26 protein-coding genes are annotated in these 26,703 nt (G+C 63.1%); 13 read left to right on the top strand and 13 right to left on the bottom strand.

The window, feature by feature from the left end:
• Window positions 1-232: 232 nt before the first annotated feature.
• Window positions 233-1,282, top strand: a complete 1,050-nt coding sequence (locus tag DRF71_RS09830; protein ID WP_112310398.1) for a tyrosine-type recombinase/integrase — start codon at window positions 233-235, stop codon at window positions 1,280-1,282.
• A 67-nt stretch (window positions 1,283-1,349) separates the two neighbouring features.
• Here DRF71_RS09830 and DRF71_RS09825 read toward each other — a convergent pair whose 3' ends face one another.
• Both DRF71_RS09825 and hisN read right to left on the bottom strand, forming a co-directional pair.
• Window positions 1,350-2,123 carry a DeoR/GlpR family DNA-binding transcription regulator gene (locus DRF71_RS09825; RefSeq protein WP_112310397.1) on the bottom strand — a complete coding sequence of 258 codons (774 nt, stop codon included), beginning with the start codon at window positions 2,121-2,123 and terminating at the stop codon, window positions 1,350-1,352.
• Window positions 2,124-2,132: 9 nt separating this feature from the next.
• The gene (gene hisN, locus DRF71_RS09820) at window positions 2,133-2,945 is read right to left on the bottom strand and encodes a histidinol-phosphatase (protein ID WP_112310396.1); all 813 of its coding nucleotides are present in this window, start codon (window positions 2,943-2,945) and stop codon (window positions 2,133-2,135) included.
• Between the two features lie 133 nt (window positions 2,946-3,078).
• On the opposite strand from hisN, the gene DRF71_RS09815 reads away from it, so the two are divergent.
• The 3 genes from DRF71_RS09815 (at window position 3,079) to DRF71_RS09805 (ending at window position 6,848) form a co-directional block, all read left to right on the top strand.
• Window positions 3,079-4,083, top strand: coding sequence for an ABC transporter substrate-binding protein (locus DRF71_RS09815; protein WP_112310395.1), 1,005 nt, complete (start codon window positions 3,079-3,081; stop codon window positions 4,081-4,083).
• Between the two features lie 93 nt (window positions 4,084-4,176).
• Window positions 4,177-5,169: an ABC transporter ATP-binding protein gene (locus DRF71_RS09810; protein ID WP_112310394.1), complete on the top strand. Its 993-nt coding sequence runs from the start codon at window positions 4,177-4,179 to the stop codon at window positions 5,167-5,169.
• A gap of 8 nt (window positions 5,170-5,177) precedes the next feature.
• Complete coding sequence (locus DRF71_RS09805; protein WP_232831426.1) at window positions 5,178-6,848, top strand: ABC transporter permease subunit; 1,671 nt, start codon at window positions 5,178-5,180, stop codon at window positions 6,846-6,848.
• Window positions 6,849-7,023: 175 nt separating this feature from the next.
• Here the strand turns inward: DRF71_RS09805 and repC are convergent, their stop codons facing one another.
• The 3 genes from repC to repA form a co-directional block, all read right to left on the bottom strand.
• Complete coding sequence (gene repC, locus DRF71_RS09800; RefSeq protein ID WP_112310392.1) at window positions 7,024-8,223, bottom strand: plasmid replication protein RepC; 1,200 nt, start codon at window positions 8,221-8,223, stop codon at window positions 7,024-7,026.
• Window positions 8,224-8,383: 160 nt separating this feature from the next.
• Window positions 8,384-9,343 (bottom strand): plasmid partitioning protein RepB, encoded by a 960-nt coding sequence (repB, locus tag DRF71_RS09795; RefSeq protein WP_112310391.1) that lies wholly within the window; start codon window positions 9,341-9,343, stop codon window positions 8,384-8,386.
• 2 nt (window positions 9,344-9,345) lie between these two features.
• The gene (repA, locus tag DRF71_RS09790; RefSeq protein ID WP_112310390.1) at window positions 9,346-10,530 is read right to left on the bottom strand and encodes a plasmid partitioning protein RepA; all 1,185 of its coding nucleotides are present in this window, start codon (window positions 10,528-10,530) and stop codon (window positions 9,346-9,348) included.
• Between the two features lie 281 nt (window positions 10,531-10,811).
• Here repA and DRF71_RS09785 point away from each other — a divergent pair, with 281 nt between their 5' ends.
• Together DRF71_RS09785 and DRF71_RS09780 are read left to right on the top strand one after the other, a co-directional pair.
• Window positions 10,812-11,051: an AbrB/MazE/SpoVT family DNA-binding domain-containing protein gene (locus DRF71_RS09785; protein WP_112310389.1), complete on the top strand. Its 240-nt coding sequence runs from the start codon at window positions 10,812-10,814 to the stop codon at window positions 11,049-11,051.
• Entirely contained in the window at window positions 11,048-11,455 is a 408-nt protein-coding gene (locus tag DRF71_RS09780; RefSeq protein WP_112310388.1) for a PIN domain-containing protein, read from the top strand. Before DRF71_RS09785 ends, DRF71_RS09780 begins: the two co-directional genes overlap by 4 nt.
• 986 nt (window positions 11,456-12,441) lie before the next feature.
• Here DRF71_RS09780 and DRF71_RS29390 read toward each other — a convergent pair.
• From DRF71_RS29390 to DRF71_RS09755, 5 genes are all read right to left on the bottom strand, one after another.
• A complete protein-coding gene (locus DRF71_RS29390; protein ID WP_408634529.1) occupies window positions 12,442-12,621 on the bottom strand; it encodes a helix-turn-helix domain-containing transcriptional regulator in 180 nt (59 codons plus the stop codon).
• A gap of 140 nt (window positions 12,622-12,761) precedes the next feature.
• Entirely contained in the window at window positions 12,762-13,109 is a 348-nt protein-coding gene (locus tag DRF71_RS09770) for a hypothetical protein (RefSeq protein WP_232831425.1), read from the bottom strand.
• Between the two features lie 199 nt (window positions 13,110-13,308).
• Complete coding sequence (locus tag DRF71_RS09765) at window positions 13,309-13,623, bottom strand: type II toxin-antitoxin system RelE/ParE family toxin (protein ID WP_157971021.1); 315 nt, start codon at window positions 13,621-13,623, stop codon at window positions 13,309-13,311.
• Complete coding sequence (locus DRF71_RS09760; RefSeq protein ID WP_232831423.1) at window positions 13,620-13,871, bottom strand: CopG family ribbon-helix-helix protein; 252 nt, start codon at window positions 13,869-13,871, stop codon at window positions 13,620-13,622. The genes DRF71_RS09765 and DRF71_RS09760 overlap by 4 nt, the downstream gene beginning before the upstream one ends.
• Window positions 13,872-14,571: 700 nt before the next feature.
• Window positions 14,572-15,324, bottom strand: a complete 753-nt coding sequence (locus tag DRF71_RS09755) for a phosphatase PAP2 family protein (protein WP_198672132.1) — start codon at window positions 15,322-15,324, stop codon at window positions 14,572-14,574.
• Between the two features lie 191 nt (window positions 15,325-15,515).
• Here DRF71_RS09755 and DRF71_RS09750 point away from each other — a divergent pair, with 191 nt between their 5' ends.
• Both DRF71_RS09750 and DRF71_RS09745 read left to right on the top strand, forming a co-directional pair.
• Window positions 15,516-16,208, top strand: coding sequence for a response regulator transcription factor (locus DRF71_RS09750; protein WP_112310385.1), 693 nt, complete (start codon window positions 15,516-15,518; stop codon window positions 16,206-16,208).
• Window positions 16,205-17,386, top strand: coding sequence for an ATP-binding protein (locus DRF71_RS09745; protein ID WP_112310384.1), 1,182 nt, complete (start codon window positions 16,205-16,207; stop codon window positions 17,384-17,386). The genes DRF71_RS09750 and DRF71_RS09745 overlap by 4 nt, the downstream gene beginning before the upstream one ends.
• Window positions 17,387-17,540: 154 nt before the next feature.
• Here the strand turns inward: DRF71_RS09745 and DRF71_RS09740 are convergent, their stop codons facing one another.
• Window positions 17,541-17,933, bottom strand: coding sequence for a hypothetical protein (locus tag DRF71_RS09740; RefSeq protein WP_112310383.1), 393 nt, complete (start codon window positions 17,931-17,933; stop codon window positions 17,541-17,543).
• A gap of 314 nt (window positions 17,934-18,247) precedes the next feature.
• Here DRF71_RS09740 and DRF71_RS09735 point away from each other — a divergent pair, with 314 nt between their 5' ends.
• The 4 genes from DRF71_RS09735 (at window position 18,248) to scpB (ending at window position 23,123) form a co-directional block, all read left to right on the top strand.
• Window positions 18,248-19,600 (top strand): Nramp family divalent metal transporter, encoded by a 1,353-nt coding sequence (locus DRF71_RS09735; protein ID WP_112310382.1) that lies wholly within the window; start codon window positions 18,248-18,250, stop codon window positions 19,598-19,600.
• Between the two features lie 189 nt (window positions 19,601-19,789).
• Entirely contained in the window at window positions 19,790-21,496 is a 1,707-nt protein-coding gene (locus DRF71_RS09730) for a L,D-transpeptidase family protein (RefSeq protein WP_157971020.1), read from the top strand.
• Window positions 21,497-21,636: 140 nt separating this feature from the next.
• A complete protein-coding gene (locus DRF71_RS09725) occupies window positions 21,637-22,482 on the top strand; it encodes a DUF1403 family protein (protein ID WP_232831422.1) in 846 nt (281 codons plus the stop codon).
• 2 nt (window positions 22,483-22,484) lie between these two features.
• Window positions 22,485-23,123, top strand: coding sequence for an SMC-Scp complex subunit ScpB (scpB, locus tag DRF71_RS09720; RefSeq protein WP_112310379.1), 639 nt, complete (start codon window positions 22,485-22,487; stop codon window positions 23,121-23,123).
• 744 nt (window positions 23,124-23,867) lie between these two features.
• Here scpB and DRF71_RS09710 read toward each other — a convergent pair.
• On the bottom strand, window positions 23,868-24,125 hold the full coding sequence (locus tag DRF71_RS09710) for a spike base protein, RCAP_Rcc01079 family (protein ID WP_112310377.1): 258 nt from the start codon (window positions 24,123-24,125) through the stop codon (window positions 23,868-23,870).
• A gap of 764 nt (window positions 24,126-24,889) precedes the next feature.
• On the opposite strand from DRF71_RS09710, the gene DRF71_RS09705 reads away from it, so the two are divergent.
• Window positions 24,890-25,459 carry a hypothetical protein gene (locus DRF71_RS09705; RefSeq protein ID WP_157971019.1) on the top strand — a complete coding sequence of 190 codons (570 nt, stop codon included), beginning with the start codon at window positions 24,890-24,892 and terminating at the stop codon, window positions 25,457-25,459.
• 17 nt (window positions 25,460-25,476) lie between these two features.
• Here DRF71_RS09705 and DRF71_RS09700 read toward each other — a convergent pair whose 3' ends face one another.
• Complete coding sequence (locus DRF71_RS09700) at window positions 25,477-26,448, bottom strand: KpsF/GutQ family sugar-phosphate isomerase (RefSeq protein ID WP_112311241.1); 972 nt, start codon at window positions 26,446-26,448, stop codon at window positions 25,477-25,479.
• Between the last annotated feature and the right edge of the window lie 255 nt (window positions 26,449-26,703).

The raw sequence follows: 26,703 nt of genomic DNA, 5'->3' as shown, positions 1-26,703 counted from the left end.
GGAAAGGAGACATCATGCATCACCCATGAGTTGCGCAACAACGCCCAGTTGATCGGTATTATGAGATTTTACAGAGATATGCGCACAGAAACCGTGAAACCAGCCCGGAGCATAATCGAAGCATCCCGGCAAAACTGCCCGGGGCATGGCTCTGACCGGATCCCTGCGATTGCCCTGTCCGTATCGCTGAACAGCCTGCCCATATCCGCGCATCCACCCGGAGGAGCACCCCATGACAGATAAGGCTCCCGGTCAGGACGCCGCAGCCCCCTCCCCTGCGGCCGCGGGTCATCAGCCGCCTGCCCTGCGGGATCTCGCTGAGCGGGCGCGGACCTATGCCGAGGCGGCGAGTGCGGCCAATACCCGCAAAGCCTATGCGGCAGACTGGACACATTTCTCAGGCTGGTGCCGCCGTGAGGGCCTTGACCCGATCCAGCCGGACCCGCAGATCGTCGGGCTTTACATCACCGCCTGTGCGTCCGGCGCGACGTCGATCGGGGGGCGCAAGAACGCGGTCCCGACCATCGAGCGCCGGCTCTCGGCGCTGACCTGGGCCTATACCCAACGCGGCCTGACGCTGGACCGGCGCGACCGCCATATCGCCACCGTCCTCGCAGGGATCCGCAACAGCCATGCCGCCCCGCCCAGGCAGAAGGAGGCGATCCTGCCCGGGGATCTCATGGCCATGCTGGAGACCTGCGACCGCAGCACCCTGCGCGGGTTGCGCGACCGCGCCATGTTGCTGATCGGCTTTGCCGGGGGCCTCAGGCGCTCGGAGATCACCGGCCTCGATGCGGGCCGCGACCAGACAGAGGACGGGCGCGGCTGGATCGAACTGCTGCCGGGCGGGCTGCTGGTCACGCTTCGCGGCAAAACCGGCTGGCGCGAGGTCGAGATCGGACGCGGCTCCTCGCCCGCCACCTGCCCGCTCGACGCGCTGGAGCTTTGGCTGAGATTCGCGCGCATCAGCCAGGGGCCGCTGTTTCGCCGCATCACCGGCGGCGGGAAGGAACCAGGGCCGCTCCGCCTCAATGACCGCGAGGTGGCCAGACTGGTCAAACGCGCCGCCCGGGCGGCAGGGCTGCGCGGCGACCTGCCCGAGGGCGACCGCCCTGCCCTCTTCTCCGGCCACAGCCTCCGCGCCGGCCTCGCCTCATCGGCCGAAGTCGATGAGCGCCATGTCCAGAAACAACTCGGCCATGCAAGCGCAGAAATGACCCGACGCTATCAGCGCAGACGCGACAGGTTCAGGGTCAACCTCACCAGGGCGGCGGGGTTGTGAACAATCCCACCCGTTCCGGCGCCGCGATACGCGCGCCCTCCGGATCTGCGTCCCGCTCCGCAGCCGGCTAGCAAAGGATGCGGTTACCGACCAGTTTCCGCAGTTCGGCGAAATGCGGGCTTTGCGCGGCTCCGGCATCCATCACGATATGGTCCGGCTCACTCGCCTTTGCATAGGAGATACGCCCCCGGCGGCCCAGTTTCGACCCATCGGCCAGCAGGATCCTGCGCGCCGCGCTGGCATAGATTGCCCGCGCGATCCCGGCCTCTTCCAGCACCATGCTGGTGGCGCCATCCGCCGCCGTCAGCCCATAGGGCGAAGAGAAAGCCAGATCGGCACGGAGTGAGGCGATGGCCGCCAGCGTCGTCATGCCATGGGTCGATGGCGGCTCGCTGATGAAATCGCCGCCCAGAAGAATGACCCGATTCTGCCGCGCCCGCGACGATTCCGTGCTCAGATTGGCGGCAACCTCGACCGAATTTGTGAAAACCAGCAAACCGCTGAGCCCGGCCAGATGTTCCGACAGGCATGCAGTTGTGCTGCCCGCATCAATGATCAGGGTCTGCCCGGGGCTGACAAATTGCAGACAGGCCTCGGCGATGGCCCGCTTTTCGCGCAGGTTCTGGCCGGTCCGCTCGGGATAGGGCGCCTCTCCCTCGGCCTGAACCGGCACGATGCCGCCATGGATGCGGCGCAGCACGCCCGCATCCTCCAGCTCCTTCAGATCGCGCCGCACCGTCTCCCGCGAGACGCCCAGCTCGGTGACGATACGATCAACGCCGACCTGGCCAAAGGTGCCCAGAAGCGCGCGGATCCGCTGATGCCGTTCTGCCTGCCACATGATCCTTCCTCAGCCCGCGATCAGCGCCAGCGCCTCCCGGTGCAAGGCCGGAGTCGCGGCGGCAATGACCTGCTCGCCCGATCCGATCCCCAGCGGGCGCCCCTGCCAGTCGCTGATCACGCCGCCAGCCTGTTCGACCACGGGCGCCAGCGCAAGGAAGTCATAGGGCTGCAACCGGCTTTCGACGACCAGATCGACATGGCCCGAGGCCAGCAGCCCGTAAGCATAGCAGTCGCCGCCGAAACGCTGCACGCCGGTGGCGCGGCGGATCGCGTCATATCCGGCCCGCTCAGTCGCATCGAAGTAATCGGGCGAGGTGGTATAGAACCGCGCATCGGCCAGGGCCTCGCAGCCGCTGGTCCGCGCCGGGTCGACCCGGCCATTCGCCGCGTGGAACAGACAGTCACCACCGGCATGGGCGACCCAGGTTTCGCCAAGCGCCGGCATATGCAGCACACCAAGCCTTGAGCGGCCCTCCTCCGCCATCGACATCAGCGTGCCCCAGATCGGCCATCCTGTGATGAAGCTGCGGGTGCCATCGATCGGATCCACCACCCAGACCGGCGCATCGCTGCGGCCTTCCAGCCCGAATTCCTCGCCGAGAATCGCATGACCGGGAAAGGCCGCGCGGATCCTGTCGCGCAGCACGGTTTCAACCGCCCTGTCCGCTTCTGTCACCGGGCTCTGGTCGGTTTTCACCTCAATGGTGACGGGTTTGCGGAACCATTCCATCCCCTTCAGCCCCGCCTCGACAGCGATTCTGCGGGCGGTTTCGGCCATATCGACCAGCGATTGCAGAGTGATTGCGGCAGAAGTGACCATGTTTCAGGCATCTCCAGTGTCTGTCGGCTGGTTTTTCCAAAAACCCAATATAACACAAATACACAGATTGCCACACCGTCAACCCTGCGCTACCGTTTCTGAAAAAATGCACCCAACCAACAGGAGAAGGCGAATGAAGAATAAGATCCCATTTCTTGCCGGCCTTGCGCTCAGCGTTGCGGCCCTGCCGGCATTTGCCGGAGAGATCACGGTCTATACCGCGCTGGAAGAAGACGAAGTCGCCGCCTATCTCGAACGCGCTGCGGCGGATATGCCCGATGTGACCGTGAACGTGCTGCGCCTGTCGACCGGCGACCTTGGCGCCCGTCTGATCGCCGAGGCCGGTAATCCGCAGGCCGATGTGGTCTGGGGATTTGCCGTTACAAATATGCTGAATCCGGGCATTTATGATCAGCTCGAACCCTATGCGGCAAAGGGTGAAGAGGCCCTGAACCAGCAGTTCCGCGACAAGGATGGCCGCTGGTTTGCCCCCACCGGCTATGTCGGGGCATTCTGCGTCAATACCGAGCGGCTGGCCCAGCTGGGCGCCCCGGTGCCCGCCTCCTGGGCCGATCTGAAGAACCCCGCCTATAAGGGCGAGGTGGTGATGCCTGACCCCTCCTCTTCGGGCACCGGCTATCTGCAAATCGCCGCCATCCTCCAGGGCGCCGGCGAAGAGGCCGGCTGGCAGCTGATCAGGGATATCGACCCGAACATGGCGCAATACACCACCTCCGGCTCGCGGCCCTGCCGTATGGCCCAGGCGGGGGAATTCGCCATCGGCGCCTCGCTGTCCTATGTCGCGATGCAGGGCATTGATGAGGGCTACCCGATCCAGATGGTGATCCCTTCGGATTATGCCGGGTTCGAGCTTGAGGCCAATGGCCTGATGAAATCGACCGACAATCCCGAGGATGCGAAACGTTTCCTTGACTGGACGCTCAGCGCCGGGGCGGTCGAGGCCTATGCCGCCCGCAAGGACCTGGTGACGATTCCGGGCGTGCCGCGTTCGCCCCAGGCCGAAAAAGCCGGCCTTCCCGAGGATCTCGCTTCGGTCCTCTTCCCGATGAACTTCGCCGCCTCGGGCGAAACGCGTGACGCAATCATCGCCAAATGGCGCGAGACCGTCGGGCGCTGATCCGACAGGGGATGCGGGTATCTTTCCCGCCTCCCCTCCCCTGTTGCGGCCCCCCGCCGCCCCCCCCCGTTTCCCGCAACGAAGTGAGGCAAGATGACCCTGGACATCCGAGGGCTCTCCAAATTCTACGGCACCTGGCAGGCGCTGAAAGAGATTGATCTTTCGGTGGGCGAAAGTGAATTCGTCTGCCTGCTTGGCCCCTCCGGATGCGGCAAGACCACGCTGTTGCGCGTGGTGGCCGGGCTGGAAAGCTTTGAAGGCGGCGAGATGACCCTGGGCGGGCGCGATCTGGCCACGATCGGGGCGCGCGACCGGGGTTTCGGGATCGTCTTCCAGTCCTATTCGCTGTTCCCGCAAATGACAGCCGCGCAGAATATCGGCTATGGTCTGAAACTGCGCAAACGGCCCCAGGCCGAGATTTCCGCCCGGGTCGAAGAACTTCTGGCCCTGGTCGGGTTGGAAGAATTTGCCGGCCGGCTGCCCTGGCAGCTGTCGGGCGGCCAGCAGCAGCGCGTCGCCATTGCCCGCGCGCTGGCAGTGGAGCCCGCGCTTTTGCTGCTGGACGAGCCGCTTTCCGCGCTGGATGCACGGGTGCGCGCCGGGCTGCGCAGCGAAATCCGCCAGATGCAGAAACGTCTGGGCATTCCCACGATCATGGTGACCCATGATCAGGAAGAGGCGCTGACCATGGCCGATAAGGTGGTCTGCATGAGCGCGGGCCGCATCGAGCAGATCGGCTCCCCCGCCGATATCTATACCCGTCCGGCCACCCGCTTTGTCGCCGATTTCGTCGGCAGCTCCACCCTGCTGCCGGAAGAGCGCGCAGCCGGCTTCGGCATCGTTCCGCCCGCCGGCCAAAGCGGTCGCCTCTTCGCCCTGCGCCCCGAGGATGTGCTGGTGCGCCCGGATGCAACTGGTCCGGGCCGCGTGCGTTCGATCACCTTTCTCGGCAATGTCAGCCGGGTGGAAATCGACTGGCAGGGTGATGTGATCCTTGCCGAGACCCACCGCCTGCCCGATTTCACGGAGGGCGCGCCGGTGACCCTCAGCCTGCAGCCGGGCGCCGGCGTCTGGGTCGCACCATGAGCAAGCCAGTGGAAAAACGCATCCCCCGCGGCCTTGATCAGCCCATCGGGGAAAGGCTGTTTCAGCATGTCGTGCTGCTGGTCCCGCTGGCGGGGCTGGCCCTTTTCTTCCTCTATCCGCTGGCCATTGTGGTCTGGCGCAGCTTTCAGCAGCGCGACGGCGCTGTGGGGGTTGGGAATTACCGCGAGATCCTGGCACTGGATCACCTTTGGGGCGTGGTCAGCAATTCGCTGGTGATGAGCGGGCTGACCGCGCTGATCAGTGTCAGCCTCGGGCTGGTCATCGCCTATGCGCTGAACCGCACAAAAATGCCGCTGCGCTGGCTGGTCTCGCTGGCGCTGATCCTGCCATTACTGGCGCCTTCGCTGGTCCAGGCGCTTGGGCTGATCTTTATGTTCGGGCGCAACGGGCTGGTCACTTACCTGACCGGGATCGAGATGCAGATCTATGGCCTGCCCGGCCTTGTCATCGCCAATTCGATGTATGCGCTGCCCCAGGCGGTGATGATCATGGCCGTGGCTCTGCGCCATGCCGACCGGAGGCAATATGATGCGGCGCTGGTGCTGGGCGCCTCGCCCTGGCGGCGCTTTGTCGATATCACTCTGCCGGCACTGCGTTTCGGCATCCTCAGCGCGGCGTTCGTCTGCTTTACCGTCACCATCACCGATTTCGGCAATGCGGCGGTGATTGGCGGCAATTACCGGGTGCTGGCCTCAGAGATCTATGCCCAGGTCGTCGGGCAGATGAATTTCAACATGGGCGCGGTCGTCGGCATCCTGCTGCTGATCCCGACCCTGCTGGCCTTCTACCTGGAGAAGGTCGCAGCGCAACGCGGCGGCACCGGCGAAGGCGCCATTCCGGTCGAACCGGATCGCTGGGCGCCGCGCGACATCCCGCTCTGGCTTGCCGCCCATCTGACCGCACTGTTCCTGATCGCAATTGTCGCTGTGGTGGTCTTTGCAAGCTTCGTCCAGCTCTGGCCCTATAAGATGAGCCTGACGCTGAAGAACTACAACATCACCACCCAAGGCGGCTATGATCCGCTCTGGACCTCGCTTTACGCCTCGCTGATCACCGCGGCATTCGGAACGCTGATGCTGTTTGCACTGGTGCTGGCGCAGCGGAAGATGCCGCGCTCTTCGGCCCGTCTTGTCTATCTGCTGGCCATCATCCCGGTCGGGGTCCCGGGGCTGGTTCTGGGCCTGTCCTATGTGCTGTCCTTCAACGTGAAACCGGTCTTTCCCGGCATCCTTTACGGCTCGGTACTGCTGATCGCGTTCTGTAATTTCTACCATTACCATTCGCAGGGTTTCCTGACGATGGTGACCGGCATCCGCAACGTGCCGAAACAGCTGGAGGAAACCGTCACCACCATCGGCGGCGGCACCTGGGCATCGCTGCGGGATGCGATCATCCCGATCATGGTTCCGACGCTGATCTCGGTCTTTTTCTTCCTGTTCATGCGCGGCATGGTGACCCTTTCAGCGGTGATCTTCCTGATAACACCGAAGCTAAGCGTCGGAGCCGTTTCGGTTATGCGGCTGGATCAGGCCGGATCTTCGACCCAGGCAGCAGCCTTTTCAGTGCTGATCATGCTGACCGTCCTCGTCGCCATGGGGCTTTTGCGTGCGATCCTGAGATTGCAGGAAGCATTCCCGAAACGCGGTGCCTGGCATTGAAGCCATCGCCTGGTTGACAGCTGTCAACTTCCGCCTCCCGCCGGAAAAGCCCGCGCAACCAACCATGATCCGAAGCCTCGCCCTTTCAAAGCCTGCTGCCAGCGTGTCACTGCCGGCGGCAGGCAGAACCGGCTCATAAACCAGTTCCGCAACATCCGCTTTGTGCTGCCCCTTGTCATGCTGCACGGCTGTTATCGGCCTTGATCAGAGCCATCACCATCGGGCCGGGCGAGAATGTCCCCTCAGCCGATTTTCGGGCAAGCGCGCGCAGATAACCACCAGGCCGCGAGATCCGGTCAAAACTTTGCAGGATGCAGGCCACCGTGATCGCGGCCGTAACCGGCCCCATATGGAACCGGGCCTCCTCCCAGGCGTCGGGACTGATGCCGATCATACCCCGCACAAAATCCGCCGCAGTCACCAGATCACGCCAGTCGCGAAGACCGTGCGCAGCATAGGCCAGGATCTCGGGGCAGGCACGCAACACCAGATGCAATGGCAGCCCGGGTTCAGGAGGCACTGTGGCCGGGATATCCGGACCAGCGGCCGCCGCCCTTGCACTTTCTTTGCAAGGTTCAGAATCAATAATGGTTTGGGTTGAGTATTGATTGTGCCGCCCAAAATCACTGGCATTGCCGTGCAATTTTTCTGTTTCATTTGTCGTGATCAACTGGGTGATGTGATCGAGCAGTTGCGAGACCGACTTGTCCAGATCGCCCAGCAACTCGGCCTGAGCTTTACGGCGCAGGGCCCGTTTGATCAGGATCACCGCGTCAGCCAGCGCATCCCAATTGCCCGGAAGAGTTTCGCGGCCATAATCCACCAGCTTTTCGCAATCCCGCAGCCGCAACACGATGCTTTCGCGCAGTCGCCGCAGCCGCTCGGTCGTTTGTGAGGCTGCCTGGGCCGCAGCCGCGATCTCGGCTGCACGGCGGGGCAGGGGGGAGAGATCAAAGCCGAAAGCCCGGTCCAGCCCCTCGCCCCGATTGCGGATGGCGTAGCGCTTACCATTCGGGCTGTCATGGCGCAGGATCAGCCCCGCCGCGATCAGCGCCGCGATATGCCGGCGCAGGGTGCTTTCCGCCATGCCATGCGCGCGCTGCGACAGTGCCACATTCGAGGGGAAGACGATGGCACCCGAGGCCTGGATTTCTTCGTCGCGATGGAAGGAGACCAGCGCCGCCAGCACCGTGAGGTCACGGTCGCTCACGCCAAAGACGGTGCGGGCCAGCGCCAGATCGCGCAAAACCTGCCATTTGCTGACCGGATCACAGCCCGGTGCATGATCAATATCACCCTGGGCCAGCGCGCGGGCTGCCAGAAGACCAGCCGTCACCGGCCGCCGCCCGAAGGGCGTCGTGGAAATATGCTGCATCCTGTTTCACGGGGTCACAAAAACCAGACCCGCCGAATCGACGAGTTGACAGGAGTCAACCAAAGCCGTTAAAGTCGGGGTGCAAGATCGACCAACGGCCCTTCGGAATGTTCATCGTTCCGGGGGGCTTTTGTTTTCTGCCCTGTCGTGCCTCCTGTTGTTATGTGCTGTCGCTTCCGCGCGTCTCGGTCAGAAAGCGCGCGTGAAGATCGGGAAGATGCCGGGCCAGCCAGTCGTCGAAACCGGCCACCTCTTTGCTGTCGAAACTGAAGGTCGTGGTGCTGCCCTTGCGGGTGACGCCGCCCAGGATCACATGGCCGCTGCCCATCAGCGCTTCGGGCTCTGGCCGGCCCTCGGGGCGCGGCCTGGGCGCCGAGAGTTTGCGGAAAACAGTCTCGAACCTTGCATCAGAGCTGTCTCCGGCCACCACCTGCAGCACGGCGTCAGGGTCACGGTCGCGCAGCCGCTCGACCAGTTGCAACCAGCGGTCGCGGCCGGCCGATGGCGCGGCGCCGATGGCGCGCAAGAGGCTGAGCGGGATGCCGTCTGCCACCGCCAGCATCCGGCTGATCACCGTCTTGTCCACCGCCAGCGCATCGCAGATCACCGCACGGTCAAAGCCGGCATCGCGCATCTGGCGGGCGAAATTGGCCTTCTCAATGAAGGAGAGATCCTTGCGGATCGCATTCTCCTGGCCCTGGGCGATCAGCAGGTCGCGGTCGGTCAGATCGCGCAGCATCGCCTTGACCGGCAGCCCGGCCTGGCGGAGGGCTGCGACCCGGCGGCGGCCATAGACCACTTCGAACCGACCCTCTTGCTTTGGATTATGCCGCAAGAGAACCGGCACCTGCTGGCCATAATCCTGCATCGAGCGCGCCAGTTCGGCGATACCGGCATCATCGGCATCCAGCCGGTCCTCGAACCCGGCATTGTCGATAAGACCCGCATCGACCTCGATCACCGAGCGGCTTTTCAGCTCGGCAATCGACTGGCCCACGGCGCCGATCGCGCCTTTGACGGGGCGGGGCTGCAGGGCAGGGGGCCGGGGTAAGGGCGCAGAGGCGGAATCAGTCTCTGTGCCGGCAGAAAGCAGCCCTTTCAGCAGATCCTTGCGTGCCATGTCTAACGCCTCCCTTCGCGGCCCCAGGCCCCCTGAATCAGGGCCTCGACCTCTTCATTGACCGCATTCAGGCTCTCCAGCGCCCGCTCATAGGTCTGGCGGGTAAAGGCCGAACGGTCGACCTCGTAAAGCGTCTGCTTGGTGATGCCGGCATCCGAGATCGCGGTGGATTTCAGCGCGGTATGGTTCAGCACATGATCGCCGAACATCGAGCGCATGAAGCCGACCATCTGGTTTTGCGGCCCGTCGCCGGGCTCGTAGCGGGTGATCAGATAGCGCATCCAGTCATAGGACATATCGCCGCCGGCATCCGCAACCACGCCCAGAAGGTTCGAGGTCATCAGCAGGAACTGACACATCGACATGACATCAAGCATCTGCGGATGCACCGTCACCAGAACGGCCGTTGCGGCACTAAGTGCGCTCATCGTGAGGAATCCCAGCTGCGGCGGGCAGTCGATCACCACCACATCATAGGCGGATTCGATGGTCGCCAGCGCCTCGGAAATCCGGGTGAAGAACATCTCGCCACTGCGCGCGGCCAGCACGCGCGGCGTGTCATGTTCGAATTCCATCAGGTCGAGATTGCCGGGAACGATGTCCAGGTTGGGGAAATAGGTCTTCTGGATGACCTGCTCCATCGGAGCCGGATCATCATAGCGGATCGCATCGTAAAGCGTGCCGCCATCGGGCAGGTCGAATTCGGGTTGATAACCATGCAGCGCGGAAAAGCTGGCCTGCGGGTCAAGGTCGATCCCCAGCACGCGGTAGCCATCCAGCGCCAGTTTCTGCGCCAGATGCGCGGCGGTGGTGGTCTTGCCCGATCCGCCCTTGAAATTGATCACCGTGATGACCTGAAGATGATCGCCCTGGCGGCGGCCGGGCAAATAGGTGCCGGGGCTTTTCGCGCCCTTTTCAAGCATCTGCCTGAGCGCCAGGATATCTTCGGGCGAATAGAGCCTGCGCCCGCCGGATCGGGTCTCGGGCTGGGGTCCGCGCCCATCAAGGCTGAGCTTGCGCAGATAGGCATCCTTGACGCCCAAAAGCGAGGCCACCTCACCGCTGGTGAATTTGCGCAGCACCCGCCTTGCATTCGGCGGGAAGAGCTGTTCCCGATGGGCCTGAAGCCGTTCGGAAAGGCGCGCCGCGTGGTCACCCACCAGCTGGTCGATTCTGGCCCTGGTCATTTTCTCTGCTCCGCGCCCCCATTGTTACGCCTGGGGGCGTCATATTCCCTCTGTAGCGTATATATCTGCGGCAGCTCCCCGATTCCTGCAAGAAGATTCTTCAATATCTGGTAGCATCGACCATCGTGACCACCAAAGGCCCGGCAATGAGTGGGGCAAGGGGGCGGAGCTGTGATGCCAGCAAAGGGATGAACCGCACTGCCGGGCTTGCATATTCACAGCAGGTCATCCATATGTAATGCGATATTGCAATTTGCATTACCTCACCCGGGACAGAGACCATGCAGGAATCGACCGTAACCACCAAAGGTCAGACCACGCTCCCGAGGGATGTGCGGCTGGCGCTGCGCCTGACGCCCGGCGACCGGCTGCGGTATATGATCCTCGACAATGGCGAGGTGCGGATCGTGCGCAGCCAGCCGGTTTCGGGACTGAAAGGGCTGTTGCAGGGCAAGACGCAGCGGGTGGTCAGTCTTGACGAAATGGAAGCAGCAATCGCGAAGGGCGCCAGCGGGCAATGATCGGCCTTGATACCAATGTGCTGGTCCGTTTTCTGGTCCAGGACGAACCGGCCCAGGCGCGCCAGGCCGCCGATCTGATGGCGGGGCTGAGTGAGGCCGATCCCGGCTTTGTCTGCCGCGAGGTGCTGGTCGAACTGGTCTGGGTGCTGGAGCGTGCCTATGGTCTCGGGCGCGCCGATATCGCCCGGGCGCTGGACGGGCTGCTTGAGGCGCGGGAGCTGGTGATCGAGACCTCGGACCGGGTTGCGGTGGCGGCGGACCGCTATCGCAAAGGGGGGCCGGGCTTTGCCGATCAGATGATCGCGCTGGCAGGGCAGGGGGCCGGCTGCCGCGAGACAGTCAGTTTCGACCGCAAGGCGGCGGGCCTGCCCGGGATGCGGCTGGTCGCGGCGGCGGATCAGTAACCCTCGCCGGGCCACCCGGCGGTTGCGGAACACCGGTTTGCGCTTTGCAGCCAAAGCCGTCATCCCCTCGCGGCAGTTCAGGGTGAGAATGCCATCCCCCCGGTCGCGTCAGGAATAGTGTCTCAGGACATCGGGATATCAGATGCGGATCAGGGCCTTGCCCGGACGGGCGGGCTCTTCGAGGCGCATACCAGACGGCGGACCTCGTCCAGGCGGGTCATGGTCGAGCAATGCCCGACAAGTGCCGCAGAAAAAAACCGCCTGGATCGGTTGAGGGATGCGCGCCGGTTAGGGGCACCAGGTGATCGCCCCGCGCCAGGCAGCGCAAGCCGGAGGCTCAGATCGTTTCGTCGGCCTTGTCGATCACGAGATCGGTCGATCACGAGGTCGGCGGTCAGGCACTACATGGCCCCGGAGCACCCTCGATGGCGCAATCAGTCGTCGCGATGCCAGCGCCCGGACCTTCACCCGCTTGCCCGGTGACGATCACCATGACACGCCCCATTCGGCCAGCTGCATCGCGGCATCCCCGGCGCGTCGCCGATTGCCCGCATGAGGTGCGGGTCTGCGCGGTGCGGGCGCAGCGGATCGGCGCGACTTAGGGGACAATGCTGATCGAGGGGCGCCGGGGGCTGTCACTCCACCCGTCGCGTCCCGGCCTTTGCCGATACGAGCAACCTTATCGGATTTTGTTTAGACAGGACAGGCGCGGCGGATCTCACCTGTGATGGTGAAAATATCCGCTGCGCTACAGCAACGAAGAGGCCGTGCCCAGGCATTCCGTTTTGCTGCGGGCAATGCGGGGTGATGAACGCCTGCTGGAGCCCGTTTCTGCGGCAGAGGGTCGCGTAAAGGCGACTGGTAAAACCATCTGTTGTCGGAGAGCGGCAGGACATTATGGTGTAAACGAACCCCTCCGTGCCGGCGAAGTGGTGGTGGTAAGCGTAGGGTTTCCGATCACAGACAGGTCAGCCCCGGCACAGCGTCTATCGGCTCAGACCAGCATCACGAGCGATATGGGACATCCCACGGGCCCGAGCGATCACGCCAAGAGCATGGGAATATCCGGCATCCCCGGTTTCCAGGGCGTCACGAAGGAAAACAACCCGCGCCTCCGGAGTTCCCAGACACCTGGATGCGTCGAACAGGGGGGTCTCAATGGCCATAACCAATCCCCTGCGCCATGGGAAAGCTATCCACCTATGATTACGCTCCTGGCACGAAGAGGGAATGCCAGATCGAAACAGTTACAAAATCCGGCCTTCCGGCTGCGAGCGCGCTCGCGGCCTTGCATAGGGCGGCAATATCATCTCATTCCTCCCTTCGCCCTGCTGGTCTGACCCCGTTCAGGCACGCGGCTCGCCATCTTTCCAGTGCCTGTGCGGCGACAACTGCTTTGCCCGACGCGCAGCATCTGGCAGAGGCACCGGTAATAGCCCCAGACATCGACATTCACGCTGTTGGCCGTGCCCTGCCAGTTCCCATGCACATGGCCGAAGAGATGCAGCGCCCCTTGCCGGGCGTGGTTCCAGGTCATCATCGGATAATGGCAAAGCGTGACCGGCTTGTCAGCGGCAGGATCATCGACCTCGGCCAGCAGCGACACAACGACCAGATGCCGCCATGCGCCGGGAAGCTGGCTGAAGAGGCTCAACAGCCAGTCCTCATCCCTGGCCCTGGGGCCAAAGGCGAAATCGCCGGCGACCCGGAGGTCATCTTCGGGACCAGCCTTCTCCGAAAGCCGCCCGATCAGCACGGAACCATATGGCTGGTGGCGCGAAACGGGCGGTTTGCGTTCGGAATGATGCTGTCATGGCAGACCTGCAGGTCGGCGGAATACCAATGGGCTACGGTTATGATGCGTTCCCTTTGATCCGCTCGCGCAGCGCCTGCGCCAGATCACGAGCGGTGTGGAAGATGACCAGGATCGTGACCGCCTCAGCCCCGACCTCGCAGACGATCAGATAGGGCAGACCCGAGACGCTCAGCTCCCGCGTCTCGGGATGACGGCCGGGACGCCCGATCGCCGGAAACTGGGGCAGCCTCCTGGCGGCCGCAACGATCCCGCGATAGACGCCTTCGGCAGCAACGGGATGGTCCTGCGCGATATATTCCACAATCCCCTCAAGATCGCGGGCGGCGGGCACAGCAATGACCAGGTGCTTCAACGCGCCCAGCCATGCCTGGCGGCGATACCGGCAAAGACCTCATCGGCAGGCTGCACCTGACCCGCCCGCGCCGCCTCGATACCCGCCGTGATCCGCTCCATCTGCCAGGCGTTGGCCTCGAGATACTGTTCGATGGCCTGATTGACGATGTAGTTGCGGGACCGGTCCATCGCCTGCGCCAGGGCGTCGATCTCCGACACCCTGGCCGTGCGGATGGTGATCGGCTCGGATGTGGCGCGGGCCGGCATGGTGCGCTCCATTGTAATCTGATGTAATCATAACAGGGCGCGCCGTCATTTCCAGGCCGCGCCGCCGCCGGCCTCGTCCCTGCAGCCCCACTTGACAGGGGCGGGCCGGGGTTTTGTAACCGCCCCGGGGCGGCTCTGCTTCGGGGTTTCCAAAGGGGCGGGCCTGCCGCTCCCTGGCCTGCGGGGCAAGGGAGTTTCAAAAGGGGGGGAGGTGTGGCATCCTCCCTTTGCCTGAGTGATCAACAGAGTTTATCTGGCAGGTCAGACAATCTTACGTTCACCCATTCGGCCCCGGTGGTCATCAACATCCTTGCGCGCAGCCGCGATCCGGCGCATGCCGTTCTGCCTTCCACCCCCGGAAACCCTGCGCCTGAGCCACGAACCCGTGGCCGACTGCCACAGGCAAGCACCAAATTGTCCCTTTGCAGGACGATATGGCGCGATATGGCTGCCGTCAGATTCCCGAGATAGTCCCGAAACTCCTCTCGCTCGGCTGGCGCAAAGAAGGTGGGCAGGCGGCTGTCGAAGATCGCAAGTCAGGCGGTGAGATCTGCGGCAGTATAGGGGCGGGATATCACTTTGAGCGTGAAGGCCGTTTACCCTGAAGCCGGTGGGCAGACCCACTTCGATGAGGCGGAAACCGGAGTGCCGTTTCCTTGCAATTTTCCCGCAGGTGAAGGGATGGAGCAAGCTCCCGGCATCAACGCCGGGGCAAAAGCCTGTCAACGACATGCGCGCGCATGTCGATCCATTTCCATATCCAGACCATTGCCAGACATGTCAGCAGCCAGCCCAGCATGACATCGGACAGGAAGTGGGCGCCGAACAGGACACGGTTGAATGCGATCATGGCAAGCAGCGGTGTGAGAAACAGGGCTGCGGCCCATCTGTGTCGGGGCGGCACAAAGACCAGGACGGAGAGAGTGGCCGCCGCTCCGGAGGCTTCACCCGAGGGAAAGGAGCAGTTTCGGGCGCATTCACCGGCAAACTGCCAGACCGGCGTGAAATCCGCGGTTCCACCGAACTCAAGCAGGCTCCGCGGGCGCACACGGCCAAAAAGAGGTTTCAGCGTCTCGACGATGATACCGGGCCCCACCACGAAACTCGCAAGGACGAAGAGGGGTTTGTGGAACGCACAGATCGCGTATTTCTTTGGCAAGACGAGCAGAAGCCCGACCACAATCACCATTGACCAGACAAGCAGCGCGGGTCCCCGAAGTCCGACCTGCCGCAGGGCCTGGAGGAGTGGATCCTCTGCCAGAACGAAAACACCGTTCTCTGTGACGCTGCGGGATACCATCAGATCGATGGCGGGAACGGCAATGAAGATAAAACTGACGACCAGGATCGCCCGGATAACGATTGTCCCCATGCGGTCGACGCCGGATGCCGGGGCAAAAAATCCCTGGCCGGCAGTGACATCTGGCGAATGAGCTGGGACGGGTCTTCGCATACCGGTCTCTCCTGATTGTGGTCCGGCTGCGACCTGAAGGTGGATTGTCAAGAAACGGCGGAGATTGGATCAAGGCATCATCCGGATGCCGGTCGCTCTTTGCCCGAAGGATTGTCCGGGCAATCACGACTGCGTAATCTTGTCACCGTGAGTGGTGATGACAGGCGCAATGACCGTGGCAAGGCTTTGAAATGGATAACAGTCTCGTACTCATCGTCGAAGATGAACACGCCATCGCGCGCATTCTCGAAGGCTATCTGCACCGGGAAGGGTTTCGGACTGTCCGCGCGGCGGATGGGGAAACCGCGCTGCAGCATCACGCACTTCTGAAGCCGGACATCGTGCTGCTTGATATTCGCATCCCCAGGCTTGACGGGTTTGCCGTGCTGGCGCGGATCCGGGCTGCGGGCACGACACCTGTCATCATGGTGACGGCGCTTGCCGATGACATCGACCGTCTGAGCGGTCTTCATCTGGGGGCCGACGACTATGTGCTAAAGCCCTTCAACCCGCAGGAAGTTGTCGCGCGGGTCAAGGCCGTGCTGCGCAGGACACTTGGCCAGCAACGGCAGGAGATCTTGCGCTATCGTTCGGTCGAAGTTGATTTCGACAGCCATCTTGCCTTTGTCAGAAGCAATGGGCAGCGAACAGCCCTGACGCTTACGCTGAGCGAATTCCGCCTGCTTGCCCATATGATCCGTCACCCGCAGCAGGCCTTTGGCCGGGCCGAGCTGCTGGATGCCTGCATGCCGGAAAGCGATGCGCTGGAACGCACCGTCGACACCCATGTTTCCAACCTCAGGCGCAAGCTGGAGGAGCTGGGAGAGCCCGGGATGCTGCCCTCAGTGCGGGGCATCGGTTACAGACTGGCGGATCCGCAATGAAACCGGAACAATCCAACGCCTGGCCCCTTGCCACCATCACAGCGGCTGTGATCGCTGTCATGTTGTTGCTGAGTGTCGCTCTGGCCTATTTCGGCGTGACCTGGTACTCGGCCCATCTTGAGACGACCTTTAATTTTGGCCTGCCACCCGATGCCGCCGCCGCCTATAAGGCCGTGAATGAGGGACGCCTGCCAGAAGAGGCGGCGCTCAGGGTTCTGATCGAGCTTATCCAGGAAGAGTCCGGACCGGAGGATGCAAAGATCAGGCTGGCTGTCCTTGTCAGCGGGCTGATTTCGGCTGTGGTCTGCGCCCTCACCGGCGTCTGGCTGTCACGACGGATTGCCCGCCCTCTTGAAAGCCTCACCGAGGCGGCAGAGACGCTTCGGTCCGGGGATTTTTCGGCGCGTGTTGCATCACCGTCAGGCAGCACCCGTGAGGTTGCCAGCCTTGTCGGGACGTTCAACGACCTGGCGGCAAGTCTTGAAATGATGGAAGAGCGCCTGCGGTTCAACAACATGGCGGTCGCGCATGAATTGCGCACGCCCCTGACCGTGCTGCAGGGTGGTTTGCAGGGGATCATCGACGGTGTTTTTCCGATGGATCGCAAGAACATCGCGGACCTTCTGTTGCAGGTAGAGGGCCTGGGCAAGATTGTCGAAGACCTGCGGACCCTGTCGCTGGCCGTTGGTCAGAAACTGGTGATGCAACGGCAGGAGATCGACGTGGCCGAGGTGGTGGAGGCGGTGATTTCGGCATCGGGCCCTATGCTCGAGGCCAATGGCATGAAGGTCGAGACGGATCTGCGCCCGGCCACAATCGCAGCCGACCCTGCCCGCATCCGGCAGGCAGTTCTGGCGCTTTTGAAGAATGCCGGGCGCTACGCACAAAGCGGGGGCTGGCTCTGCTGCGAGACAGGGCCGGTGGCAGAGGGCGGTGTCGTCGTCCGGCTGCTGGATCGCGGCCCGGGTTTCCCCGAGGACATGAACGCGGTGGCGATCAATCCGTTCTGGCGTGGTGACGCGTCCCGATCCCGCGAGACCGGGGGGACGGGCCTCGGGCTTTCCGTCGTTCAGGCCATAGCAGTCGCGCATGGCGGAAAGCTGGAGCTGCGAAACCGCCCGGAGGGTGGGGCCGAAGTGACCATCACCCTGCGTCCCCCGGAACCCGCGCCGCCCTGAAACAGCCCGTCAAAACCGCCCCTGCGGCTGAAAGACCCGGTCATAAACCAAATGTCGCACCGGGATGGAGAACCCATTCTGGCGGCTGATCGCCTCTGCGCGACCGACATGCCCGGCCCCCAAATACCCCACAGTATGATGCTGTCCCATCCTGTCATTGGGCTTGAGAAACCGCCCTTGAGCGCTGGTGCGCTGGTGCGCTGATGATCCGGACGGATTTCTCGAGATAAACACGCCTGATGTGGTCTGTTTCGACCCTTTTCCTGCCAGCGCGTCCGGACGGGTTTGATGCGCTCAAAGCCCATTGTGATGGCATCCGTGGCCAGAACCGTCGCGCACCCACTGCCATGCGCAGCCCGATCTGCGGGATGCGTTCGGTCACCGGGACCAGCATGATGTTCATCACAGCGATGCCGCCCACCACCAGCGCAATGCCCGCTACGGCGGAAATCAGCAGGGCCAGCGTTGCCATCGAGGCTTCGGCCAGGCGATGGAAGTGATCAGTGTTGAAGACGAAGAAGTCTTTCACGCCGTGACGCGCAAGCATCAAGGCGGTGATCGCGCCTTACGGGATTTGACGACTGGACATTATGTCTCTGACAATGCGCAGCAGCAGCCAGAGTTCACATTCATGCGACCTCAAATCTTTCGGAGAGAGGTCAGGATCTTGAACTGAACCTCGCCGTACCAGCACAGAAAAACACATGGCGGCCAGTCACCCGGAGCCCGAACCCTGCCGCGGGCGTGCCGCCCTGCATGGCTGGTCTCTATGTCAGGCCAGAGGCAAAAGCAGACAGGAGTTGACCTCCGGGCTCTGTTGGGAATAACTCGCAACTGCAAATCATTCGCAACAGAGTCACCATGACAGCCAGAGCCCCCGCCCCGCGCTTCCAACCGTCCGAAGGCTGGCGCAGCCAAAGCCCGACGCCGTCGCTGTCCGAGGTCTATGGCTCGATCGTGGTGCCGCAGGGGGGTACGCCCTGGCGACGCTTCATGGCCTTCATCGGGCCGGGCTATCTGGTTGCAGTGGGCTATATGGACCCCGGCAACTGGGCGACGTCACTGGCTGGCGGGGCGAAGTTCGGCTACACGCTGCTGTTCGTGGCGCTGCTGTCAAACATCATGGCGATCCTGCTGCAATCGCTCTGCGCGCGGCTGGCAATTGGTTCGGGGCGCGACCTCGCACAGGCCTGTCGTGATGCCTTTCCGTCCTGGCTGTCCTGGCCGCTCTGGCTGTTCGCCGAAGCCGCGATCATCGCCACCGATCTGGCCGAGGTGATCGGCGTCTCGATCGGTCTGAACCTCTTGTTCGGGATCCCGCTGGAGATCGGAGTGTTCCTGACGGCCATCGACGTCTTCCTGATCCTCTGGCTGCAAAACCGGGGCTTCCGCTGGGTCGAGGCCTTTGTCATCACGCTGCTTGTTGTGATCTCGGCCTGCTTCTTCGTGCAGATCGCTATGGCCGACCCGGACTGGAACGCGGTGATCATCGGCTTTGCCCCCTCGGTCGAGATCGCAACCAACCCCGAGATGCTCTATCTGGCGCTTGGGATCATCGGCGCGACGGTCATGCCGCACAACCTGTATCTGCACTCGGGCATCGTCCAGACCCGCAACTGGGGCACCGCGCCAGGTGCGCGTCGTCAGGCGCTGCGCATGGCGACATGGGATTCCACCATCGCGCTGATGCTCGCGCTCCTGATCAATGCCTCGATCCTGATCCTTGCGGCAGCGACATTCCACTCAACCGGCAATACCGAGATTGTCGAGATTGATCAGGCGCATGCCCTGCTGGCCCCGCTTCTGGGCGGATCACTGGCGCCGACCCTGTTCGGCATCGCGCTCTTGTGTTCAGGCCTGAACGCCACGGTGACGGCGACCATGGCCGGACAGATCGTGATGGAGGGCTTCATCAATTTCCGCATCAGTCCGGTTCTCAGGCGGCTGATCACCCGCTCTATCGCCATCGTGCCAGCAGTGCTGGTGATCCTTATCTGGGGCAGCGACGGAATGGGACGGCTTTTGCTGCTCAGCCAGGTGGTGCTGAGTTTCCAGCTGCCCTTTGCCATCGTGCCGCTGGTCATGTTCACCGCCAGCCGGAAGAAGATGGGCGATCTGGTCGCGCCGCTTTGGCTGACCGCGCTGTGCGCTGTTATCGCCGTCACAATCATCTGGCTGAATGTCAACCTGCTGACATCCATCGCCGGGGGCTGAACAGGAACGGTTGCCACCGTCGACCAGGCTGGCCAGTATCCTTTGCCTGTTGCGTCTGGAATCGGCCGCGCAGGCCACTCTGCCCCTGTTCACGAAGCCTCATATTCCCGTGAAGGCAGGCATCGGGCCAAATATTTTTCTTGAACCTCAGGTAGCTAGAGGTCCTATCACCCTCTGAAATCATCCGCCTTGCGACCGGCCGCCTTACAGTCAGGCTGCCGGTTCACTGTCCGGTCTCTGTGTCGGCACAGCAACGCCGATATTGCGAAAGGACCGAGGACAGTGAGTACCGAGAAAAAACCCAGATTGCGCTCTGGTGCATCCCGTCGGCACATTCTTGGAATGATGGCGGGAAGCGGCCTGATGGGCCTGGCTCCGGGACGGATCTTTGCCCAGGGGTTCCCGGCTTTCAGCTTTGCCCTGGCAGAAAGTGTCTCCAATGACCCCGGGCTGGCAACCTTTTACCGTGAGACAAACTATGCGCCGGTCTGGACCGGTCCCGGGCATGCTGATCGCAGATCCGCGTTCGTTACTGCCCTGTCGCAGGCGGGAGATCACGGATTGCCGGCAGATCGATATGATCTGGAGGGGCTTCTTACTGCCTACCGCGAGGTTTTGAGCGAACGGGACATGGCAAGGCTGGAGGCGCGGACGTCCAGCCTTTTCGTCCAATATGCCACAGACATCAGCAGTGGAGTGCTCGAACCAATCCGGATCATCCCGCAGATCGTTCGCACCCTTCCCCGGCCCGATGTGGCAGAGTTGATGCGCAGGTTCGTGGCCGCTGAACCCGTGATGTTCATGCGAAGCCTGGTGCCGACCTGCCCCGAATATTCCCGCCTGCTGCACGCGATCTATCAACTGAAGGAACGGATCGCCGGCGGAGGTTGGGGACCACAGATCACTGCCAGCAGCCTCAGACCCGGCGATACAGGCGAATCCGTGGTGATCCTGCGCAACCGCCTGATCGAGATGGGATATCTGCCCCGTACAGCCACGGCCTCCTACGATCAACGCATTCAGGCCGCCGTTGCCGCCTTTCAGGGCTTTCACGCGCTTGCGCCCAACGGGATTGCCGATGAGGCCACGCTGAACGAAATCAACATATCCGCCGATGCGCGCCTGCGATCCCTGACTGTGGCGCTCGAACGCGAACGCTGGCTCAATGTGCCGCGCGGCCAACGCCATATCTGGGTGAACCTTGCCGATTTCACCACGCAGATCATGGACAACGATCTTGTGACGCTGGACACGGTCTCGATCATCGGCAGCCGGCCGGATGATATGCAGACACCGGAATTCTCACACGAGATGACCTATATGGAGGTCAACCCCGACTGGACGCTGCCGCGATCCATCGTTGCACGGACCTATTGGAAGAGCCTCGCAGCCGGGGGCGCCCGGCAACTGGACGTCGTCGACAACGCCGGTCGCGTTGTTCCGCGCAGTTCGATTAACTTTTCGCGCTATACGCCGCGCAACTTTCCCTACAGCCTGCGACAGGCACCCGGGCCGACCAATCCGCTTGGAACGGTCAAATTCATGTTTCCCAACCCCTGGGCGATCTATCTCCACGACAGCCCGGAACGAAACCTGTTCGACAGCACTTTGCGCGCATATTCTGCGGGCTGCATCCGCCTGCAAAGGCCGCATGATTTCGCCTATGAACTCCTGTCGCGCCAGACCGACGACCCGGTAGAGCTTTTCCAGTCGACGCTCCGCAGCCAGCGACAAACCCGGATCCAGCTGGACGAACATGTCCCGGTTCATCTCGAATACCGGACGGCGTTTACCGATGCCCGCGGCGGGGTTCACTTCCGCAAGGATGTCTATGGTCGCGATGCCCGGCTCTATGAGGCGCTGGATCGGGCCGGTGCTGTTTTCAGGATCAGCTGACCGCACCCGAACCCGCCACACTCAAGATCGACATGGTATAAAACGCCGATACTTGCTAGCGTTCCGGGATGTCCCGTGCCGTGAAACCTCGTCCGACAGTCCCGAATCTTCCGGCTCTTCCGCGATGGGTTCGGCAGGGCGTGGGTCGCGATGATTTTGAAACGGCACTGTTTTCTGCCGGTGCGGCGCTCGCGGCGCTGGATCCGATTGCCCGGTCCGGGGATCCGGTCGGCCTTCTCTGGCGCAAGCGGCTTGCGCTTACGGCTGCCGCAGCGATTTCTCAGCTTGAGGGGCGTCGGGAAGGCGAGGCGCAACTGCGTGATGGTTTCGCGCTGCGCAAACCCGGCGATGATCCCGGCCCCGCCGGGCGGATGCTGCTTGGCTGGCGCGGGCTTGGCGAGGCGCGGGCGCTGAGGTCCGAGGACTGGCCCGCGCGGCTGCCCGCTTTCTTCGATCTGCCGCCCGGACCGGCTTCAGAGATTTTGCGCGATCTCGGCGCGCGGTTTGTCGGGCGCACCCCGCCCTTGCGGTTTGCGGCGGAGGCGGCGCGGGACGTGCTTGCCCTTGGTCAGATCTGTCGCGGCCTTGCTCTCTGGCTGGCTGATGCCCTTTTGGCCCGGGCGCTTGGCTGGGATCGGCCGGTGCCGTTGCTTGCGGCGCATCTTCCGCGCGCGGCGTTCCGGCTGGAGGGTGAGGCATGGTTTGCGGCCTGCGCGGCGGCCTGGGGCAGGGGGGCGGTTGCAGCGTTCGATCTGCATGCCGATCTGGCGCGCCGCGCCGATGCCTTGCGGGCGGCAAATCTGCGGCGGCCGGGAAAGGACACGGCCGCCATCATCACCGCACTCCTGACCGAGGATGCGCTGGCGGCTCAGGCGGGGGCAGAGGCCAGTGATCGCGCCGCGCGGCGGTTGTTTGATCGTCTGACCTCGCTCGGGCTGGTGCGCGAACTGACCGGGCGGGCGACCTTCCGGCTTTACGGATTGTGACGATGGCCCGGAAATCCGCCGAGCCGCTGGACACCGAACTCGCCGAGCTGCCGCAAGCCCTGCGCTGGCGGGAATGGATGGCGCGGGTCGAGGCGGTGCTCTTCGCATCCTCCGAGCCGGTCGGACGGGACGTGCTGACCCGGGTGGTCGGCCGGGACTGTGTGCTCGATCTGCTGATCGCAGATATTGCGGCCGAACTCGCGGGGCGTCCCTACGAGATCGCGCGCAGTGCAGGCGGCTGGCAGTTCCGCACCCGACCGCAACACGCAGGTGCGATCCGCGCTGCCCGGCAGGAAGGTGATGCCAGCCGTGACCTGACGGCGAACGAAGCCCTCGTCCTGACCATCATCGCCTATATGCAGCCGGTGACCCGTGGTGCGATCTCGCGCCTGACCGGGCGAGAGGTCAGCCGCGACCTGATCGCCCGGCTGCACCGCCAGGCCCTGATTGCCCGCGGCCCCCGCAGCCCGGAACCCGGCGCGCCTTACACCTATGTCACCACGCCGGGGTTTCTGCTGCAGTTTGGTCTGGAAACCCTGCGCGATCTGCCCGACCTTGAGGCGCTGGAAGATGCCGGGCTGCTGAAGCCAGCGGCTGATATCGCGCTGGATCTGCCGATCGCGGGTGAACAGGCAGACTAGTCGAGGCTGTCCCGACGGTCTCCGGCAGGATCGTCGGCGCGGCTTGTCATCTGGCAAAGGGTGATGGCAGGTCCATCCCGCAGAGAGGGGCCGGACTTGCGCGGGTCTCGCATCGAAGGACCGGCCACTTCGACGCGCCGGAGCGTGAAGCCCGGCGCACCGGACATCAGGCCGGGCGCAGCTGATATCACCCGCCGGCTGAGCACGATCACGGATTTTCAGACGAAAAACACGCCCCCCGAAGGAGGCGGAAGCGGTGCCCGACTGTCGCGCGGCTGTTTGGCGACCCTGGCTGCGGCAAGCCCTGTCACCCGGTTGTCTGGTGCCTCGCGATGCCGTTGGACGTGCAGTTGCGTGGGGCGCCGAAACCTGGCACCGGGCGATTGTTCATCGTGGTTAGTCATTGGTCTGCATCGTTTTGCATGCGTGGCCAGACCCGGAAATTCTGTTGTCACTCTGGTTCCGGTGCAGCAAGGTCGCAGGGTTCATCAGCCCGTCTGAATGGCCGATATCCGGATTTCCGGTATGCGGATTGTCATCTACCCTGTCCGCCGCGATCCGGTTGGCACCGGAAACCAATTCAGGCACGGACATGACAGGGTCGATGTCTGGTGGGCATGCTGGCCATCTCCGGACCGGTCTCCAGTCTGCGGACTGCCTTGCAACAGTCAGAAAGCTACACCTGGCTCCGGGCAGTGCCGGAGCGTCACCTTGCTCTGCCGCCGGTCTGTGACGGCGACTTCATCACAACCAGCCTACGACGGTAGCGGTGGTTCCGCTGGCCAGAACCCGCACGGGCGAGAACAGGAGCACTTGCCCCGCCTCAAGCGGATAGGTCACATCCAGCCCCTGCATATCCCGGATCGCCACAGTGCCCGCGGTCGTGCAGCACAGAACCCTTGGTCGTATCGGCAGGTCAGTACTGTCCGAAGGGATGATGGCAAAATGCCGGTCAGCGGGGGCGGTCAGACCACGCGCATGTTTCTGGAAGGGATCGGACATATCATTCTCCTGTCAGTCTCTCACGGGAGCCTATTCAGGAATGATCTCCAATATCCTGGCCTTGCGAACGCTGGTGGTTGCAACATCCGATGACCGGCAAGCCGGCGCGCAGACCGGATTATTTTGCGTTCGCCGGGCGCGCCACCCGGCCAAAGATTACACCCTGCCTCTGAGGCATCTGGACGGGTCGAAGGCGAGAGCGGACCAGCCCGGTTCATCATGTCCTGGCATGAGCAGGAGGTGGCGCCGCAAACAGCCCGGATCTGGCAGCCAGACCGGGTGGAAAAGAAGCCCGGGTATCATAGTGAGGAGCAAGGTTCGGGAACGGGATCAAATTGCCGCCTGGCAGACGGGCAAAGGACCTCAGCTATTCGCCCTGTCTCTCACAGCGGCAGCCAGGGCAGGGGGAATGCCTCGCATTGCAGAAAGTGGCGTTGCGTCTTTGGCCGGATCGGGGTGCCCTGCCTTTGCAAAGGGTTCGCACATGCTCTGCTTAATTGGGCGATGGGCAATAATCCACGGGCATTCATATGTTTTCGTTAGGGCTTTCTCTCACGGCGCTCCCGCTTCGCAGGCGCAAAGCGCTTTCTGGCTGGACTCCGGAGGAACTCTTCACCGGGGGCGCCACCGGCTATTGGGCCGGTGGTTATGATCCCGCCGGCGCCAGGATCTTTCAGGATCACCTGGGCGCCACACCGGCTGTGTCCGGGCAGACGGTTGGCCTTTGTCTTGATGTCAGTGCCGGGACGACGGCGGGAACGGAGTTGAGCCCAAACCCCTGGTATGATGTCAGCGGTGCCGGCAATGCGATGATCGCCACGGCGCCGGAAACGGGCTTCTACCTCTTGCGCGGCGACTATATCTCGGGTGGATCGGGCAATGCCCGTCTGACCGTGGTTGCCCCGTCGTTCGGCGGAACCTTTCTGACAACAGTGGGCCAGGTGACACAGAACATCGTCCAGGCGAATAGCGGGACATTGATCCGTATCAACAGCACTGCCAGCGCCAGTCTGCGGGTCGGGGTCTCCTTGCGCCGCCAGCCGGGTCATCACGCCTTGCAGCCCACCGCTGCGAACCGGCCACGGCTGCAACAGAGTGGAAGCCAGTGGTATCTGCTGAATGACGGCAATGACAGCCTGCCGGTGACACTGCCGGGCGGTACCTATGGGCTGGCCCTTGCCGACCGTCTGGCCGGTATTTCCGTCACTACGATCAGCAATCCGGCCAATGTGCTGCAATCGACCCAGCAGCTGGACATTTTGCTGCGGGCCACGCCGTTCACCCCCGGGGAAACGGCGAAGATCACCTCCTACTGGACTGCGCGTTACAGCTGAACCACCCGTTGCAGCCGTCAGGCGATACCGGCGCGGAGGCAGTCATGCACATGCAGAATGCCTTCGGGCCGCCCATCTGAATCAACAACGAAAACGGCGCCGATTTTGCGCTGGTTCAGAATTGAAAGCGCTTCGGCCGCCAGCGTATCCGCGCTCACGGTTACCGGGTCGGGCGTGGCGACTTCCAGCGCGTGGCGCTTCATCAGCCCGGCCATATTGCGCCGCAGATCCCCGTCGCTGATCACGGCTTTCAGACGCCCCGCCTTGTCGATGACACCCGCCACACCGAAGCCATGCGAGGTCATGGTGATCAGCACTTCGGGCATTGGCAGGCTTTCGCGGACCACGGGCACCGCATCCCCCCGATGCATGATTTGCGCCACTTTCAACAGGCGCGCGCCAAGCTTGCCGCCAGGGTGATAGGTGCGGAAATGGTCCGGGCGGAATGAGCGTGCCTCCATCAATGCCACCGCGAGCGCATCACCAAGCGCCAGTGTCAGCGTGGTCGAGGTTGTCGGCGCCATGCCGATCGCACAGGCCTCGGGCAGATCCGGCAGCGTGAGGCGCAGCCTCGCGGCCCGCATCAGTGTGCTCTCAGAGCGTTTCGAGATACCGATCACAGGAATGGCGAAACGGGCGCAATGGGCGATGATATCGCCCAGTTCCGAAGTCTCGCCGGAATTCGAGATCAGGATGCAGATGTCATCGCCGGTAATCATGCCCAGATCGCCGTGACTGGCTTCGGCAGGATGGACGAAGAAGGCGGGCGTGCCGGTAGAGGCCAGCGTCGCCGCCAGTTTGCAGCCGATATGCCCCGATTTCCCCATGCCAGACACCACCACCCGCCCACCCCCGGCGAGGATCAGCGCGACGGCTGCAGGAAAATCGGCCGGCAGCGTACGGGACAGCGCCAGCACTGCTTCGCCTTCGAGGCGCAGAACCCGCTCTGCCGCCAGGAGAGCGGCATCGGAAAGAGAATCGTCAGAAATCGGGCGGGGAAGGGAGGGGTTCTCAACAGTCACGAAAGGATCCGGTGGCAAGGGCAATGGAATGAATTTTGTGGGCGGCCACTTTACTGAGAAAGCCTCCCGCTGACAACCTGGGCGTGTGCTTGCAGCAGCCTGTTGAATGCACTGGAAAATCCTCTGGTAAAGACAGCCCGGTCAGGATCGTAATGCCATGGCCCCATTCGCAAAAGAATTAACAACCCTTCAGGATCGTTGACAGCAAAGAAGATTGCACCT

The sequence above is a fragment of the Pseudogemmobacter bohemicus genome (assembly GCF_003290025.1).
GTDB lineage: Bacteria > Pseudomonadota > Alphaproteobacteria > Rhodobacterales > Rhodobacteraceae > Pseudogemmobacter > Pseudogemmobacter bohemicus.
Note: the sequence above shows the minus strand (reverse complement) of the source record. Positions and strands in the feature narration are given on the sequence as shown.